This is a genomic window from Pseudomonas sp. N40(2020) (assembly GCF_014472415.1).
GTDB lineage: Bacteria > Pseudomonadota > Gammaproteobacteria > Pseudomonadales > Pseudomonadaceae > Aquipseudomonas.
The window spans coordinates 64,932-79,181 of sequence record NZ_JACSZV010000029.1 but is presented as its reverse complement, the minus strand read 5'-3'; the positions used below and the strand labels follow the sequence as shown (position 1 = coordinate 79,181).

Genomic DNA, 14,250 nt, shown 5'->3' with positions numbered 1-14,250 from the left:
GCCTTCGGCAGCTCCTACAGGTATCAAAGCTCAATCAGCTCATCGATATGCCGATACTCCGCCTCCAGCGCCCCCGCCAGTTCCTTCGCCCGCCCCAACCGAATCGGCCCACGCTCGATATCGATCAACAGCCCCGGACACCCCAGCACCGGCAACCCCGACCACGCCTTCAAACGTCCATCCGTCACTACCAGCAACCGCTGTTGCTCGGCGGGAAAGCGCTTGCGCCGCACCGTCAGCCATTGCTGCGCCTGATTCAGCGCTGCCAGCAACGGCGTACCGCCGCCCGCGCCCAATTCATCAAGCCAGATGCGTAAACCGCTGGACGCCTTCAAACCCTGCACCTGCCACTGCGGCGCCGCACCGCTGGCGGTCAACAATGCCAGTCGCGCGCGCTGGCGATAGGCATCATCAAACAATTGCGCAAGCAGACCTTTGGCATCGGTCAGTGCGTTATGACGACGCGTTGAGGCCGAGGCATCGACGATCACCAGCCACAACTCATGGGGCGAACGCGTGCGCAGTTGAAACAGCAGATCTTCACGGCTTTGCGGACGGCCATTGAGCAGCGTTCCCGGCCAGTTCACCGAGCCACTGCGGGCCGCATGACGTTTGCCCTGGCGTCCGTTGTCGAGTTGTCCGGCACGGGGTCTGGCATTCGCCCCCACATCAGACCGGGGGCGAATGCCTACATCTTTTTTGGCCAGCTCGGCACTTCGCGACGGCTGCCGGTGGCAAGCGCTGGAGCCGGCATGTCGCCCCACTGGCCCTGCCCTTCGTTCGGGTTGGCCTGCGCGTTGGCTGGGGATTGCGCGGGTTGTTGCTGAGGACTCGACGGGGTTTGTTCACGACGACGATGGCGCAAGGCAAATTCGGCCACGGCGTCGATATCTTCTTCGCCGATCACTTCAGCTCCTCGCCATGCTGCGTGAGCGCGGGCAGCGCGCAACCACACCAGATCGGCGCGCAAACCATCGACGCCAGCGGCAAAACAACGCTCGGTAATTTGCGCCAGCGCCGCATCATCCAGAGGAATATCGGCCAAGGTGACTCGGGCATGTTCACAACGTTCGCGAAGGGTTTGCTGCTCGGTTTCCCAAAGCGCGCAGAACGCTTGCGGGTCGCTATCGAAGTCGAGACGACGACGGATGATCTGCCCACGCTCGGTCGGTGCGGTGTGGCCACTGAGGGCGACATTCAGACCAAAGCGGTCGAGCAGTTGCGGGCGCAACTCACCCTCTTCCGGGTTCATGGTGCCGATGAGGACGAACTTCGCCGAATGACGATGGGAGATGCCGTCGCGCTCGATCAGGTTGGTGCCGCTGGCAGCGACATCGAGCAGCAGATCCACCAAGTGATCGGGCAACAAGTTGACTTCATCGACGTAGAGCACGCCGCCATCGGCCTTGGCCAGCACACCGGGGGAAAACTGCGCGCGACCGTCGCTCAGGGCCGCGTCTAGATCGAGCGTGCCGACCAGCCGCTCTTCGGTGGCGCCCAGCGGTAGCGTGACGAACTGGCCGCTGGCGAGCAGATCCGCCAGGCCTCGCGCCAGAGTGGTTTTAGCCATGCCGCGCGGGCCTTCGATGAGTACGCCGCCGATTTTCGGGTCGATGGCGGTGAGGCACAGGGCGAGTTTCAGATCGTCGGCGCCGACCACGGCGGAGAGTGGGAAATGTGGGGTGTCGGTCATTTGGATTGATCTCTGTCGTGGTCGTCGGTGTTCTTGAGAGTTTTGGTGTGTCAGGTGGAGTTGCCCTCACCCTAGCCCTCTCCCAGTGGGAGAGGGAACTGACCGAGGTGCTCTTTCAAGGTCCACCGACCTGAACTGTCGAGTCGAACTCAAGTTTTGAACGCCCTGCAAATCGGCTCCCTTTCCCCCTCTCCCCCTTGGGGGAGAGGGCTGGGGTGAGGGGGTGGCTTTATTGAAGCGCTACATGTCTTCTTCTATATCCAGCAGCAGATTTTCGAGAGCCTCTTTATAGGCCCCCGGCTCCTGCCACATCCCACGCTGTTGCGCTTCCAGCATCCGCTCGGTCATGTCCCGCAGCGCATGCGGATTATGCTCACGCACAAAATCCCGCGTCTGCGGATCGAGCAGATAAGCATCGGCCAGCAGCGCGTACTGGTGATCGTCGATCAACTGCGTGGTGGCATCGAAGGCAAACAGGTTATCCACCGTCGCCGCCATTTCGAACGCGCCTTTATAGCCGTGACGCTTGACCCCGTCGATCCATTTTGGATTCGCCGCCCGCGAGCGGATTACCCGGTTCAGCTCTTCTTTCAGAGTGCGGATCTTCGGCAGATCCGGCTGGCTGTGATCGCCGTGATAACTGGCCGCCGCTTCGCCCCGCAAAGTCTCGACGGCAGCGAGCATGCCGCCCTGGAACTGGTAATAGTCGTTGGAATCGAGCAAGTCGTGCTCACGGTTGTCCTGGTTTTGCAGAACCGCTTGTACCTGGCTAAGGCGCTGGACGAATTGTTCGCGAGCGGCGGTGCCCTCATCAGAACCGCCATAAGCGTAGGCGCCCCAGTTCAAGTAAACCTCAGCCAGATCCTCGCGACTCTGCCACAGACGACCGTCGATGGCGCCCTGCACGCCCGCGCCATAGGCACCCGGTTTGGCGCCGAAGATTCGCCACCCGGCCTGACGCCGCGCAGCCTCTTCATCCAGACCCGATTGCAGCAGAGCCTCACGCTCGGCGCGCACCTTGGCGGCCAACGGGTTGAGATCATCCGGCTCGTCCAGCGCAGCCACCGCTTGCACGGCCGCATCGAACAAACGAATCAGGTTGGCAAACGCATCGCGGAAGAATCCTGAAACTCGCAACGTCACGTCGACCCGTGGTCGGTCCAGCAAACTCAGCGGCAGAATCTCGAAATCATCGACGCGCTGACTGCCAGTGGCCCACACCGGCCGCACGCCCATCAGCGCCATGGCCTGGGCGATATCATCGCCACCGGTGCGCATGGTCGCGGTGCCCCACACCGACAGGCCTAGCTGACGCAAGTGATCGCCGTGATCCTGCAAGTGCCGTTCGAGAATCAGCGTGGCCGACTGGAAACCGATGCGCCACGCGGTGGTGGTCGGCAGGTTGCGCACGTCGACCGAGTAGAAGTTGCGGCCGGTGGGCAATACGTCGAGACGACCGCGACTTGGCGCGCCGCTCGGGCCGGCGGGGACGAAACGGCCGCTGAGGGCGTCGAGCAATCCGCGCATTTCCGCCGGGCCACAGGCGTCCAGGCGTGGGGCGACGACTTCACGCAGGTTGTCGATGATGGCGCTGACTTGCCCCCAACCCGCTTCCTGTAGGAGTGAGCCTGCTCGCGATAGCGGTGTTTCTGTGGAAGAGATGTCAGCTGACATAACGCCTTCGCGAGCAGGCTCACTCCTACAGGGGTTGTGCAGTGTCTTTGCGATCAACTCAGTGGCGAACAACTCAAGGCGCTCGCGGGTATCGCCGGCAGTACGCCAGACTTCATCGCTGGCCGCTTGCAGCTCAACAGGACGCGGGCCCGTCCACGGATCAGCCAGTGCGCAATCGAGCGGATCAAAACCCAACTCAAACGCCTTGGCCAACGCCCGCAGCAGACTCGACTGCGCACCTTTGCCGTCGCCCCGAGGAATGCGCAGCAGCGCCAGCAAGGTATCGATGCGCAACCGCCCGCTCGGCGATTCGCCAAAGATGTGCAGGCCATCGCGGATCTGCGATTCCTTCAGATCACACAAATAGGTGTCGAGACGCGGCAGCCAGATCGCCGCATCGGCGTCGCTGTCCAGCGCCGCGTCGAGTTGCAGTTCACGGTCGATCTGCGTGTCACGCACCAGTTGCAGAATGTCCCGTTGCAACTCGCGGGCACGACGCGGATCAAGCAGTTGCGCCTCGTAATATTCGTCCGCCAGCAGTTCCAGATTACGCAGCGGACCATAGGTCTCGGCGCGAGTCAGTGGCGGCATCAGGTGGTCGATGATCACCGCTTGCGTGCGCCGTTTGGCCTGGGCGCCCTCGCCCGGATCGTTGACGATAAATGGGTAGATGTTTGGCAGCGGCCCGAGCAACGCATCCGGCCAGCAGTTTTCCGACAGCCCCACGCCTTTGCCCGGCAGCCATTCGAGGTTGCCGTGCTTGCCGACGTGGATCACGCCGTGGGCGCCGTAGGTGTTGCGCAGCCAGAAATAGAACGCCAGATAACCGTGGGGCGGCACCAGATCCGGGTCGTGATAGACCGCGCTCGGATCGACCTGATAACCCCGCGCCGGCTGGATGCCAACGAAGGTCAGGCCAAAGCGCAGGCCGGCGATCATCATTCGCCCGTCGCGATACATCGGATCGTTTTGCGGCGAGCCCCAACGCGCGACTACCGCAGCGCGATTGGCCTCGGGGAGCGCATTGAACATCAACAGATAGTCGTCCATCGCCAGACTTTGCTGGCACGGGCGCAGATCAATCGTGTCGAGATCGTTGCTGACACCGCCGAGCAATTGCTGAATCAACTCGGTGCCAGTATTCGGCAACTCTGCCGTGACCGGATAACCCTCAGCCTGCAATGCGCGAAGGATATTCAGCGCCGCCGCCGGCGTGTCGAGGCCGACGCCGTTACCGATGCGTCCGTCGCGGGTCGGGTAGTTGGCGAGAATCAGTGCAATGCGTTTCTCGGCATTCGGCACCCGCGCCAGATCGATCCAGCGGCGCGCCAGTTCGGCGACAAAATCCATGCGCTCGGGTTGCGCCCGATAGCAGACCACATCGGACTGGCTGCGCTCGCTGCGCCAGGCCAGATCCTTGAAGCTGATCGGCCGACTGATGATGCGCCCGTCAAGTTCCGGCAAGGCAATGTGCATTGCCAGATCGCGAGGGCCGAGGCCCTGCTCGCTGTCACGCCAGCCGGGTTCGTTGTCCTGGGCGCAGATCGCCTGAATCACCGGAATGTTGCGACGAAACGGCCGCAGATCCGGTGCTTCAGGACTGGATTGGGCAAAACCGGTGGTGTTGAGAATCACCCCCGCCTCGACTTCATCCAGCCAATCCTCGACCACCGAGAGGCAGCCGGGCTCTTTCAAACTGGCTACCGCGATCGGCAACGGATTGAGCCCCGCCGCCTGTAAACGCTGGCAGAAAACATCGATGAACGCCGTGTTCGCCGCTTGCAGGTGCGAGCGGTAAAACAGCACCGCCGCCACCGGTTGCTCGGGCAGCCATTCGGCTTGCCAGTCACTCAGTGCGGCGGAGGTTTTTTGCGGATGGTAAATCGCCGTGCGCGGCAGGGTTTGCGGCTCGCCCCAGGTGTAATCGCGAGCCAGCCAACGGTTGGCCAGACAGCTGAAGAAATCCAGCGCGTTGCCCATGCCGCCCTGGCGCAAGAACTGCCAGAGTCGGTCGCGATCCTCGGCTGCGACGGTGCTCAGATCGCTGAGTTCCGGATCGGGGCGATCGCAGCCCGGGACCATGATCACCTGCACGCCACGCTCGGCGAGCTCGACCAAACGCTCGACACCGTAGCGCCAATACGCAATGCCGCCGTGCAGCGAGATCAGAATCACCTTGGCATGGCGCAACACTTCGTCGACGTACAAATCGACCGAGGCGTGATTCTGCACCTGCATCGGGTTGGCCAGACGCAGGCTCGGATAATCCTCGGGCAACTGCTGCGCGGCTTCGGCGAGCAGCGCCAGGCTGGAGTCGCCGCTGCACAGGATCACCAGCTCGGCGGGGGTTTGGCCAAGGTCGGCAATGTTGTCATCCGACACGAAACCGCCGGGCTGGGTCCTGAGCAGGTGCATGGCTTAAACGCTAAGCGCGGCGCGCAGTTGCGCTTCGAGTTGAGCGGCGTCGAGTTCTTGACCGATCAGCACCAGACGCGTGACGCGCGCTTCTTCGGCGCCCCACTGACGGTCGAAATGCTTGTCGAAACGCGTGCCCACGCCTTGAATCAGCAAGCGCATCGGCTTGTTCGGGATCGCTGCAAAACCCTTCACACGCAGGATGCCGTGCTGGACCACCAGTTGCGTCAGGGCGTCGAGCAGCAGGCTTTCGTCGGCTTGCGGCAGCTCGATGGAGATCGAATCGAAAGCGTCGTGATCGTGGTCATCATGGTCGTCGTCACCGTCGTGGTGGTGATCGTGATGGCTGTGGCGGCTGTCGATGTGTTCTTCGGAACCGGCGCCGAGGCCGATCAGCACGTCCAGCGGCAGGCGACCGTTGCTGGCTTCGACGATTTTGACTGCTGGCGGCAGTTCTTCGGCGACTTCAAGGCGTACGCGCGCAAGGTCTTCCGGGCTGGTCTGATCGGCCTTGTTGAGGATGACCAGATCGGCGCTGGCCAGTTGGTCGGCGAACAGCTCGTGCAGCGGCGATTCGTGGTCCAGGTTCGGGTCGAGTTTGCGCTGGGCGTCGACCTGATCCGGGAACGCGGCGAAGGTGCCAGCAGCCACGGCCGGGCTGTCGACCACGGTGATCACCGCGTCAACGGTGCAGGCGCTGCGGATTTCCGGCCATTGGAAGGCTTGTACCAGCGGTTTTGGCAGGGCCAGACCGGAGGTTTCGATGAGGATGTGGTCGAGGTCGCCGCGACGGGCAACCAGTTCGCGCATCACCGGGAAGAACTCTTCCTGAACGGTGCAGCACAGGCAGCCGTTGGCCAGTTCGTAAACGCGGCCGGTGGCTTCTTCTTCGGTGCAGCCGATGGTGCATTGCTTGAGGATCTCACCATCGATGCCCAGCTCGCCGAACTCGTTGACGATCACCGCGATGCGGCGGCCCTGAGCGTTGTCGAGCATGTGCCGCAGCAACGTGGTTTTGCCCGCGCCGAGGAAGCCGGTGACGATGGTGACGGGGAGTTTGGCCAGTGTTTTCATCGGATGCCCTTTGGCAAGGTGGCGGGCATACGGGACGAGAACCGGCAACGCGAGCACGCGCCGGAAGCATTCGCCACCGGATCACCCCGCCCGGTTGTAGTGAGAATCTGTGACGAGGCAGGTCTCCTGGCTGACGGTGTTCAGGCGTTGGGGCCTGGCGTTTGCTGCGCCTTCCCGCTGGCGCCCTTTTGCAGGGGCTGGCAGTGGCGTCGCAGCGAACATCACCGTTCACAGTTGCGGGGGCAGCCGCGGCTTTGACCGCGTTCCCTTCTTAGCTTCGGCTAGTGCCGAAGAACCTCGAAAGCGCAAGGCTACGCATGGCTTGCTTATGGGTCAATGTTTGGTTTGGGGGCATATCCGTTGCTGCGGGTGTTGCTGATTAGGGTTCCGCCCTTACGGCGGGTCACTTTTTCCAGACGCCGAAAAAGTAACCAAAAAGGCTGCCCCCTGACGTACGGCACTTCGCCTAGGCTCAGTGTTCCCTCGCTACGGTGTCCATCCGGGGGCATCGCCTCCGGTTTGCTTCGCTGCACCTCCTCTCGATGGATGCGGCTTCGCCGCACGGCGCTGCGCGCCTACCCCCCGGATGAACACCTACGCTCGGCCTGCCGATGGGGCAAAAAAGCCAGATCAAAAACCCCTCACCCTAGCCCTCTCCCGGAGGTAGAGGGGACTGACCGAGGTGTTTGGGGGAAGTACGCCGACGTGCAACACCGAGTTGAACTCAGGCTTAGAAAAGCACACAAATCGGCCCCCTCTCCCTCGAGAGAGGGCTGGTGTGAGAGGCAGCCCCACCACAGAACCAAAGCCGAGCACGCTGTGCTCCTCACCACTCAACAGGATGAGCGTTAGCTCGGCTGCAGCTCTTGATCTTGATCCAGGGCGACGTCGGAAGGCTTCGTTGCGGGATTGATCCGGGCGTGGGAGCGCAGCGACCGTTTGGCGCAGCCAAACACAGTGAGAGGAGGTGCAGCGAAGCAAACCGGAGACGCTGCGCCCGGATCGATTCTGCAGCGAAGGAACCCCGAGCCCCAGCGAGCGGGCCGCACGTAGGAGCAAGCCTTTTTGGTTACTTTTTCGGCGTCTGGAAAAAGTGACCCGCCGTAAGGGCGGAACCCTAAGCAGCCGTTACCGCAGCAACGGATCCACCCACAAAATTGACTAAAATCCCCGAGCCATGCTCTCCTACACAACTTGTTACGGGTGCCCTTCACAGGGTGAAACGGGAAACCGGTGAATCATGTGCTTTACTCTAAAGCCATGTCAGTCCGGTGCTGCCCCCGCAACGGTAAGCGAGAGAAGCGTCGAATCCACAGTGCCATGACGGCATGGGAAGGTGACGCTTGCAGGTCGGCCTGACGCCAACCCCTCGTGAGCCCGGAGACCGGCCCGCAACACACAGTGCGCACTTGCGTCGCTGAACATAACAAACCCGCGGTGGGCGGGCGCTGTTCGAACCCCTGCGTGCCCGATTCGCAGGGGTTTTCATGCGCTCTGTTGCCCCGCTGACATTCCAGAGGGAAGCGCCATGTCGATCATCAGCAGCACCGGCAGCAACACGGATAAAATCGCCAGCACCAGCACCCTGAGCCAACGCCTGACCGCCGCCATCTTCGCGTCGATCCTCGGCGCCAGCCTGGTTTACTTCGCCGGTTTCTCGCACATCGAAGCAGTGCACAACGCCGCCCACGATACCCGCCACAGCGCCGCGTTCCCGTGCCACTGAGACCTGCCGACATGATCAAACGAATTGCGCAAACCGCAGGTTTCACCGGTCTTCTGGCCGCCCTGCTCCTTACGCTGCTGCAAAGTTTCTGGGTTTCGCCGCTGATTCTGCAGGCCGAGATCTACGAAAAATCCGAACCGGCGGCTGAGGTTCACGAACACGCTGCCGGTGCCACTGCCCATACTCACGATGCTGAAGCGTGGGAGCCGGAAGACGGCTGGCAGCGCGTGGTATCGACCACCGGCGGCAATCTGGTGGTGGCCGTGGGTTTTGCCCTGATGCTTGCCGGCCTGTACACCCTGCGTGCACCGACCAAGACTTCGCAAGGTCTGCTCTGGGGTCTGGCCGGTTACGCGACGTTCGTTCTGGCACCGACCCTGGGCTTGCCGCCTGAATTGCCAGGCACTGCTGCGGCGGATCTGGCTTCCCGGCAGCTCTGGTGGATCAGCACAGCCGCCTCCACCGCCGCAGGTCTGGCGTTGATCGCGTTCAGCCGTCACTGGCTGATGAAGATCCTCGGTGTGGCGATCCTGGCCGTGCCGCATGTGATTGGCGCCCCGCAACCGGAAGTGCATTCGATGCTCGCGCCAGAAGCCCTTGAAGCACAGTTCAAAATCGCTTCGCAGTTGACCAACGTGGCGTTCTGGCTGGCCCTGGGCCTGATCAGTGCCTGGTTGTTCCGCCGCAAAAGCGATGGCCAATACCACGCATGACGAATGACCGCGCAGCGCCGACTTTCGTGGTCGGTCTGGGCTGCCAGCGCGGCTGCCCCGCCAGCACGCTGCGCGCGTTACTCGATCAAGCCTTGCAGGCCCATCGCATCGAACTGGAAGCAGTCAAAGCCCTGGCCAGTATCGACTTGAAGCGTGATGAGCCGGGCTTACAAGAACTCGCCGCACAATTGGCCTTGCCGTTGCTGTACTTCAGCAGTGAACAATTGGCCAGTTACCAGCAACAGCTCAGTCACCACTCGCAGATCGCCTATGAACGCACAGGTTGCTATGGAGTAGCGGAAAGTGCGGCGTTGGCACTGGCTGAACAACTGATTCAGGCGCCGGCCAAATTGCTGATCTCCCGGCAAAAGTACGCGCAGGCAACGCTGGCATTGGCCGGCGCCGCGTAAAATCCCGATAATCCCCGCCATCGATCATGAGCGATCTTCATCTGAAGCATTGCTGTGCCTCTTTTCCAAAGGATTCAACGATGACTGTTTACTTCATCGGCGCCGGCCCCGGCGACCCGGAACTGATCACCGTCAAAGGTCAGCGGCTGATCCGCAGTTGCCCGGTGATCATCTACGCAGGTTCGCTGGTGCCGGCGGCTGTGCTCGACGGCCATCGGGCAGAAACCGTGATAAACAGCGCGGAGCTGCATCTGGAACAGATCATCGATCTGATCAAAGCCGCCCATGCCAAGGGCCAGGATGTGGCGCGAGTGCATTCCGGCGATCCGAGCCTGTATGGCGCGATTGGCGAGCAGATTCGCTATTTGCGTGAGCTGGATATTCCGTTCGAAATCATTCCAGGGGTGACGGCTACCGCCGCGTGCGCAGCATTGCTGGGTGCCGAACTGACCCTGCCCGATGTCTCACAGAGCGTGATTCTGACCCGCTATGCCGACAAAACCGCAATGCCGGCGGGCGAGGAGCTGGGCAGTTTGGCGCAGCATGGCGCGACCATGGCGATTCATCTGGGGGTCAATCATTTGGAGAAGATCCTCACTGAACTACTCCCCCATTACGGCGCGGATTGCCCGATTGCAGTGATTCACCGGGCAACATGGCCGGATCAGGATTGGGTGGTGGGGACAATCGAGGATATTGCCGAGAAGGTAGTGGCCAAGGGGTTTCGGCGCACGGCATTGATTCTGGTTGGGCGGGTGTTGGGGAGTGAGGTGTTTAGCGAGTCATCGCTGTATCGCGCGGGGCATGCGCATCTGTACCGCCCATGACGACCCCTTCGCGAGCAGGCTCGCTCCCACATTTGATCGCATTCCAAAGGTGGGAGCGAGCCTGCTCGCGAAGGCATCGGTAAATGTTACGCATAAAAAAACGGCGCTCACGGGGCGCCGTTTTTCATGTTCGCAGTGAACACCTTACTTAGTAGTAGGCGTTTTCTTTCTGCGTGTGGTCGGTCACGTCGCGAACGCCCTTGAGCTCAGGAATACGCTCGAGCAACGTGCGCTCGATGCCTTCCTTCAACGTCACATCGGCCTGACCGCAGCCTTGGCAACCGCCGCCGAACTGCAGCACGGCGATGCCGTCTTCAACCACATCGATCAGACTGACCTGACCGCCGTGGCTGGCCAGCCCCGGGTTGATTTCGGTTTGCAGGTAGTAATTGATGCGCTCGTTGACCGGGCTGTCGGCGTTGACCATCGGTACTTTGGCGTTTGGCGCCTTGATGGTCAGTTGGCCGCCCATGCGATCAGTGGCGTAGTCGACTACCGCGTCATCCAGGAATGCTTCGCTGAACGAATCGATATAAGCGGTGAAGCTTTTCAGCCCCAGCGCGGTGTCTTCAGGTTTTTCTTCGCCCGGCTTGCAGTAGGCAATGCAGGTTTCGGCGTACTGGGTGCCAGGCTGGGTGATGAAGACGCGGATACCGATACCCGGGGTGTTCTGCTTGGAGAGCAGATCGGCCAGGTAATCGTGGGCGGCGTCGGTAATGGTAATAGCGGTCATGGAAACTCCTCGCAGGCTTGTGGCGGAGTTTACGCCAATCGGCGCGCCGGACAAAGTCCCAGTATTTTTGTCAGGAAAGCGAACCAGACGCATCAGGCTGGCGACAGTCGCTCACGCCAATGCTGCAAGTGCCGATATCCGGCCCTTTCGATCCAGCGGTAACTGGCCCAGCTGCCGCCGGCGATCAACACCAGACAAACCGCGATCACCCCGTGCGGGTTGAGCGAGTGACGCTGTGCCAGATAATGCCCAAGCATCAACACCAGCGTATGCAGTAGATAGACGGAATAGGAGCAGTCGCCCAACGCTTTGAGCAGCCGACTGTTTTTGGCAAAGCGCTCAAGGGACAGCGCCGCCGTCACCAGCGGTGACAGACCACTGTCCACGCGGCGAGCGCCCGTAGGGCCTGTACTGAAATCAACATGCCGGCTCCCGTCCACAATTGCTGAAGTGCCACTAAACCCTGTGGGAGCGGGCTTGCCCGCGATGGCGGAGTGTCAGGCCACATAGATGTTGAATGTGCCGACCTCATCGCTGGCAAGCCAGCTCCCACAGGGAATTTGGGTCTAGTCAAAAATTAGGACAGCAGCCCTCTCTAAAACGATCAAAGATTCTCGTAGCGGTTCATGTCCAGCACGCCCTCTTCCACCGGTTCGGTCTCGTGCATGGATTGGCTCAGATCGTGGAAATAAAACCAGAATTGCGGGTGACTGCGGCGAATACCCCAGCGTTCGACAATTTTCTCGAAACGATTGGCGTCCTTGGAGTTTTCCATCGCATCGACAAATTCAGAGACCTGGTCTGCGGGAATGTTGAACATGAAGTTCGGATAGCTGCTCAGCACGCCGGGATAAATGGTCAAGGTGTCCAAACCCGGCTGATAACGCAGCGACTCACCGAGCAGGAACGCCACGTTGCTGTGCGCGCGATTGCGCAACAGGCTGTAGACCTCGCGTTTGCCGCTGGCAGTCTCGATGCGCAACATCGTCGCTTCCGGTAACTGTTCGATAACCTTCAGGCCAGCGGCCGGACGCGATGCCAGGCGACTCAGCGCCTGTTCGGCATTTTGCAATGCAGGATCAATATTCGGCCGCGAGCAATAGGCGCCGTCGCAGCGGTTGATCGGATCAGGTCGCGCGTTGAGATCACCATAACGCGACAACAATTGCATGGCGAAATCGTGCTTCGGATCTTTCTCATCCAGTTTCAGCCCGGTCGGCTTGTCGTCGTCGATGGCTTCGTAATCGAGCCACATCTTGAACTGGCCGCCGCTCTGATACCAATCGTCGAGGTAGTCCTCGCGGGAGTCGGCTGGCATCAGGCGCAGGAAGTTCTGCTCGGCGCCGTTGCGGATCAGGTCGAAATACAGGCGGGTTTGCGCCTGATGGGAGACGTTGCCGAACACATCGAAGTTGACCGCCAGTTGATAGTAGGTGCGTTCCAGCAGCGGATAGTCAAACAGCCACATGGTTTGCGGCACCTCGCCGATCAAGCCTTTGGTCACCGAGGCGCTGTCGAAGTGACGAAAAATGCTCAGCAGCGCGTTGTCGTTGCCGGCCCACAGGGTCGACCAGCTCGGCGCCGGCAAATCGGCATAGCTGTCGCGGCGCAGGGCTTCATATTCGTTACGTTTGTCACGGTAATTGCGCCACAAGCCCAGGACGCTGCCGACATCGTCGTTCTGCCCGGGCATCGCCAGCAACGGTGTGGCCTGGCCGCGATAGTTCGGGTCGGTGATATAGAGGTCATGCTCCGGCGCCTGGAACAGCGCCCAGAAGTTATCGCGGATCACGTCGGTGGCGATCTGGCCACGGCACACCGGACCGCGAATAAACGTGCGGACGAAGTATTCGGCGTTATCGAGCATGAACTGATAGCGCGCCTGCGCCGGAATAGCCTCAAACGTGGCAAACGGATTGGCCCGGCTCTGTGGCCCATAGCCCGGCAAGGCGCTGACTTGCCAGTTGCCGCTGTAGAACAGGCTTTTGACCCGCGCCATCTTCGCCGCGCTCAGCGGATAAGTGATGTGGGTCTTGTGCACGATCACCCCTTGCACCGGCCACAAGCGGTAATACACCTGCGTCCCCGGATCATCGTTGGGGCGACGGGTAGCGATCAGGTCGATCGGCTGACCGGTCGGCGTGCGCGATCGCACCCACTGAAAGTAATGCCCCGGCTCGCCATCCTTGAAATAGATGTGCGCGAGATACCAGTGTTCGAACAACCAGCGCCCGACCAGACTTTGTCGGGCGCCGGGAGTGTTGAGCAGGTTTTCCCATTGGACGATTTGCATCGCCTCTTTGGCGCTCGGCGCCAGGCCTTGTTCGTCAATCGGCGCGCCGGACGCCAGCCAGCGTTGCAGGGTCTGGTATTGCTGATTGGTCAGCCCGGTCACGGCCAGCGGCATGCCCTCTTTCGGGTGAGCACCGGCATAGCCGTCAAACTCGGCGGGCATTGCACACATGTTTTCACGATTGAGGCCGAGCACAATGTCTTCCGGAAATTTGGCGTTGGGCGTCAAAGGAGTTTTGTGCCCCAGCTCCAACATGCGCGCCATCAGCGCGGCCTGACTGCCCTGGGCATCGAGCACCGAATAGAAGCCTTTCTGCTGCCAGGCACGTTTGCCGAAGGCGTCGTAAAACAATCGGGTAGTCGGCGCCGCTTCAGTGCGCTCGCCGTCGTAGACGGGCATCTTGCTTGCGCCACGGCCCGCCCCTTCGCCACTGCCCAGATTGAGCTGACAAGCGGAGTCGTAGCATGCATGGCAAGCAACGCACTTCTCGGTGAATATCGGTTGGATATCGCGGCTATAAGAGATCGTGGGCTCTTGCGCAACGGCGCCCCAGCTTAAAAACAGCAACACAATGCTGATGACGCGGTACGACATGCCCTTGATCCCGATCCTGAAGAAAAACGCCGCGATTCTACAGTATGACGTTCGTACCAACATGAGCGATATTCATGAAAAACCCCTGCATGCTCTAA

The 14,250-nt window shown here is 61.1% G+C and carries 11 protein-coding genes and 2 riboswitches; of the genes, 4 read left to right on the top strand and 7 right to left on the bottom strand.

Translation table 11 applies throughout. From position 1 onward, the window contains the following. Positions 1-23: 23 nt before the first annotated feature. The 4 genes from IAI51_RS18725 to cobW all read right to left on the bottom strand — a co-directional run bounded on the left by IAI51_RS18725 (position 24) and on the right by cobW (position 6,856). Positions 24-668, bottom strand: a complete 645-nt coding sequence (locus tag IAI51_RS18725; protein ID WP_316249777.1) for a vWA domain-containing protein — start codon at positions 666-668, stop codon at positions 24-26. 20 nt (positions 669-688) lie between these two features. Further along, positions 689-1,693 carry an ATP-binding protein gene (locus tag IAI51_RS18720; RefSeq protein WP_187679826.1) on the bottom strand — a complete coding sequence of 335 codons (1,005 nt, stop codon included), beginning with the start codon at positions 1,691-1,693 and terminating at the stop codon, positions 689-691. A 240-nt stretch (positions 1,694-1,933) separates the two neighbouring features. Next, entirely contained in the window at positions 1,934-5,782 is a 3,849-nt protein-coding gene (gene cobN / locus IAI51_RS18715; protein ID WP_187679825.1) for a cobaltochelatase subunit CobN, read from the bottom strand. A gap of 3 nt (positions 5,783-5,785) precedes the next feature. Continuing rightward, the gene (gene cobW / locus IAI51_RS18710) at positions 5,786-6,856 is read right to left on the bottom strand and encodes a cobalamin biosynthesis protein CobW (RefSeq protein ID WP_187679824.1); all 1,071 of its coding nucleotides are present in this window, start codon (positions 6,854-6,856) and stop codon (positions 5,786-5,788) included. A 98-nt stretch (positions 6,857-6,954) separates the two neighbouring features. Beyond that, positions 6,955-7,171, bottom strand: a riboswitch (cobalamin riboswitch). Positions 7,172-8,040: 869 nt separating this feature from the next. Beyond that, positions 8,041-8,264: riboswitch (cobalamin riboswitch) on the top strand. Between the two features lie 120 nt (positions 8,265-8,384). On the opposite strand from cobW, the gene IAI51_RS18705 reads away from it, so the two are divergent. The 4 genes from IAI51_RS18705 to cobM all read left to right on the top strand — a co-directional run bounded on the left by IAI51_RS18705 (position 8,385) and on the right by cobM (position 10,532). After that, a complete protein-coding gene (locus tag IAI51_RS18705) occupies positions 8,385-8,582 on the top strand; it encodes a CbtB domain-containing protein (protein ID WP_187679823.1) in 198 nt (65 codons plus the stop codon). A gap of 11 nt (positions 8,583-8,593) precedes the next feature. After that, entirely contained in the window at positions 8,594-9,295 is a 702-nt protein-coding gene (locus IAI51_RS18700; protein WP_187679822.1) for a CbtA family protein, read from the top strand. Beyond that, positions 9,292-9,705, top strand: coding sequence for a cobalamin biosynthesis protein (locus IAI51_RS18695; RefSeq protein ID WP_187679821.1), 414 nt, complete (start codon positions 9,292-9,294; stop codon positions 9,703-9,705). Before IAI51_RS18700 ends, IAI51_RS18695 begins: the two co-directional genes overlap by 4 nt. Before the next feature lie 80 nt (positions 9,706-9,785). Beyond that, positions 9,786-10,532 carry a precorrin-4 C(11)-methyltransferase gene (gene cobM, locus IAI51_RS18690; RefSeq protein WP_187679820.1) on the top strand — a complete coding sequence of 249 codons (747 nt, stop codon included), beginning with the start codon at positions 9,786-9,788 and terminating at the stop codon, positions 10,530-10,532. 148 nt (positions 10,533-10,680) lie between these two features. Here cobM and nfuA read toward each other — a convergent pair whose 3' ends face one another. The 3 genes from nfuA to IAI51_RS18675 all read right to left on the bottom strand — a co-directional run bounded on the left by nfuA (position 10,681) and on the right by IAI51_RS18675 (position 14,152). After that, positions 10,681-11,265, bottom strand: a complete 585-nt coding sequence (gene nfuA, locus IAI51_RS18685) for a Fe-S biogenesis protein NfuA (RefSeq protein WP_003225494.1) — start codon at positions 11,263-11,265, stop codon at positions 10,681-10,683. Positions 11,266-11,357: 92 nt separating this feature from the next. Beyond that, positions 11,358-11,651, bottom strand: coding sequence for an acyltransferase family protein (locus tag IAI51_RS18680; RefSeq protein WP_187679819.1), 294 nt, complete (start codon positions 11,649-11,651; stop codon positions 11,358-11,360). A 218-nt stretch (positions 11,652-11,869) separates the two neighbouring features. Then, positions 11,870-14,152, bottom strand: a complete 2,283-nt coding sequence (locus IAI51_RS18675) for a fatty acid cis/trans isomerase (RefSeq protein ID WP_187679818.1) — start codon at positions 14,150-14,152, stop codon at positions 11,870-11,872. Positions 14,153-14,250: the final 98 nt, after the last annotated feature.

Bases quoted from the DNA above. Each gene is read 5' to 3' on its own strand.
- IAI51_RS18720 (WP_187679826.1), bottom strand. From the start codon at position 1,693: ATGACCGACACCCCACATTTCCCACTCTCCGCCGTGGTCGGCGCCGAC.
- cobN (WP_187679825.1), bottom strand. From the start codon at position 5,782: ATGCACCTGCTCAGGACCCAGCCCGGCGGTTTCGTGTCGGATGACAAC.
- cobW (WP_187679824.1), bottom strand. From the start codon at position 6,856: ATGAAAACACTGGCCAAACTCCCCGTCACCATCGTCACCGGCTTCCTC.
- IAI51_RS18705 (WP_187679823.1), top strand. From the start codon at position 8,385: ATGTCGATCATCAGCAGCACCGGCAGCAACACGGATAAAATCGCCAGC.
- IAI51_RS18700 (WP_187679822.1), top strand. From the start codon at position 8,594: ATGATCAAACGAATTGCGCAAACCGCAGGTTTCACCGGTCTTCTGGCC.
- IAI51_RS18695 (WP_187679821.1), top strand. From the start codon at position 9,292: ATGACGAATGACCGCGCAGCGCCGACTTTCGTGGTCGGTCTGGGCTGC.
- cobM (WP_187679820.1), top strand. From the start codon at position 9,786: ATGACTGTTTACTTCATCGGCGCCGGCCCCGGCGACCCGGAACTGATC.
- nfuA (WP_003225494.1), bottom strand. From the start codon at position 11,265: ATGACCGCTATTACCATTACCGACGCCGCCCACGATTACCTGGCCGAT.
- IAI51_RS18675 (WP_187679818.1), bottom strand. From the start codon at position 14,152: ATGTCGTACCGCGTCATCAGCATTGTGTTGCTGTTTTTAAGCTGGGGC.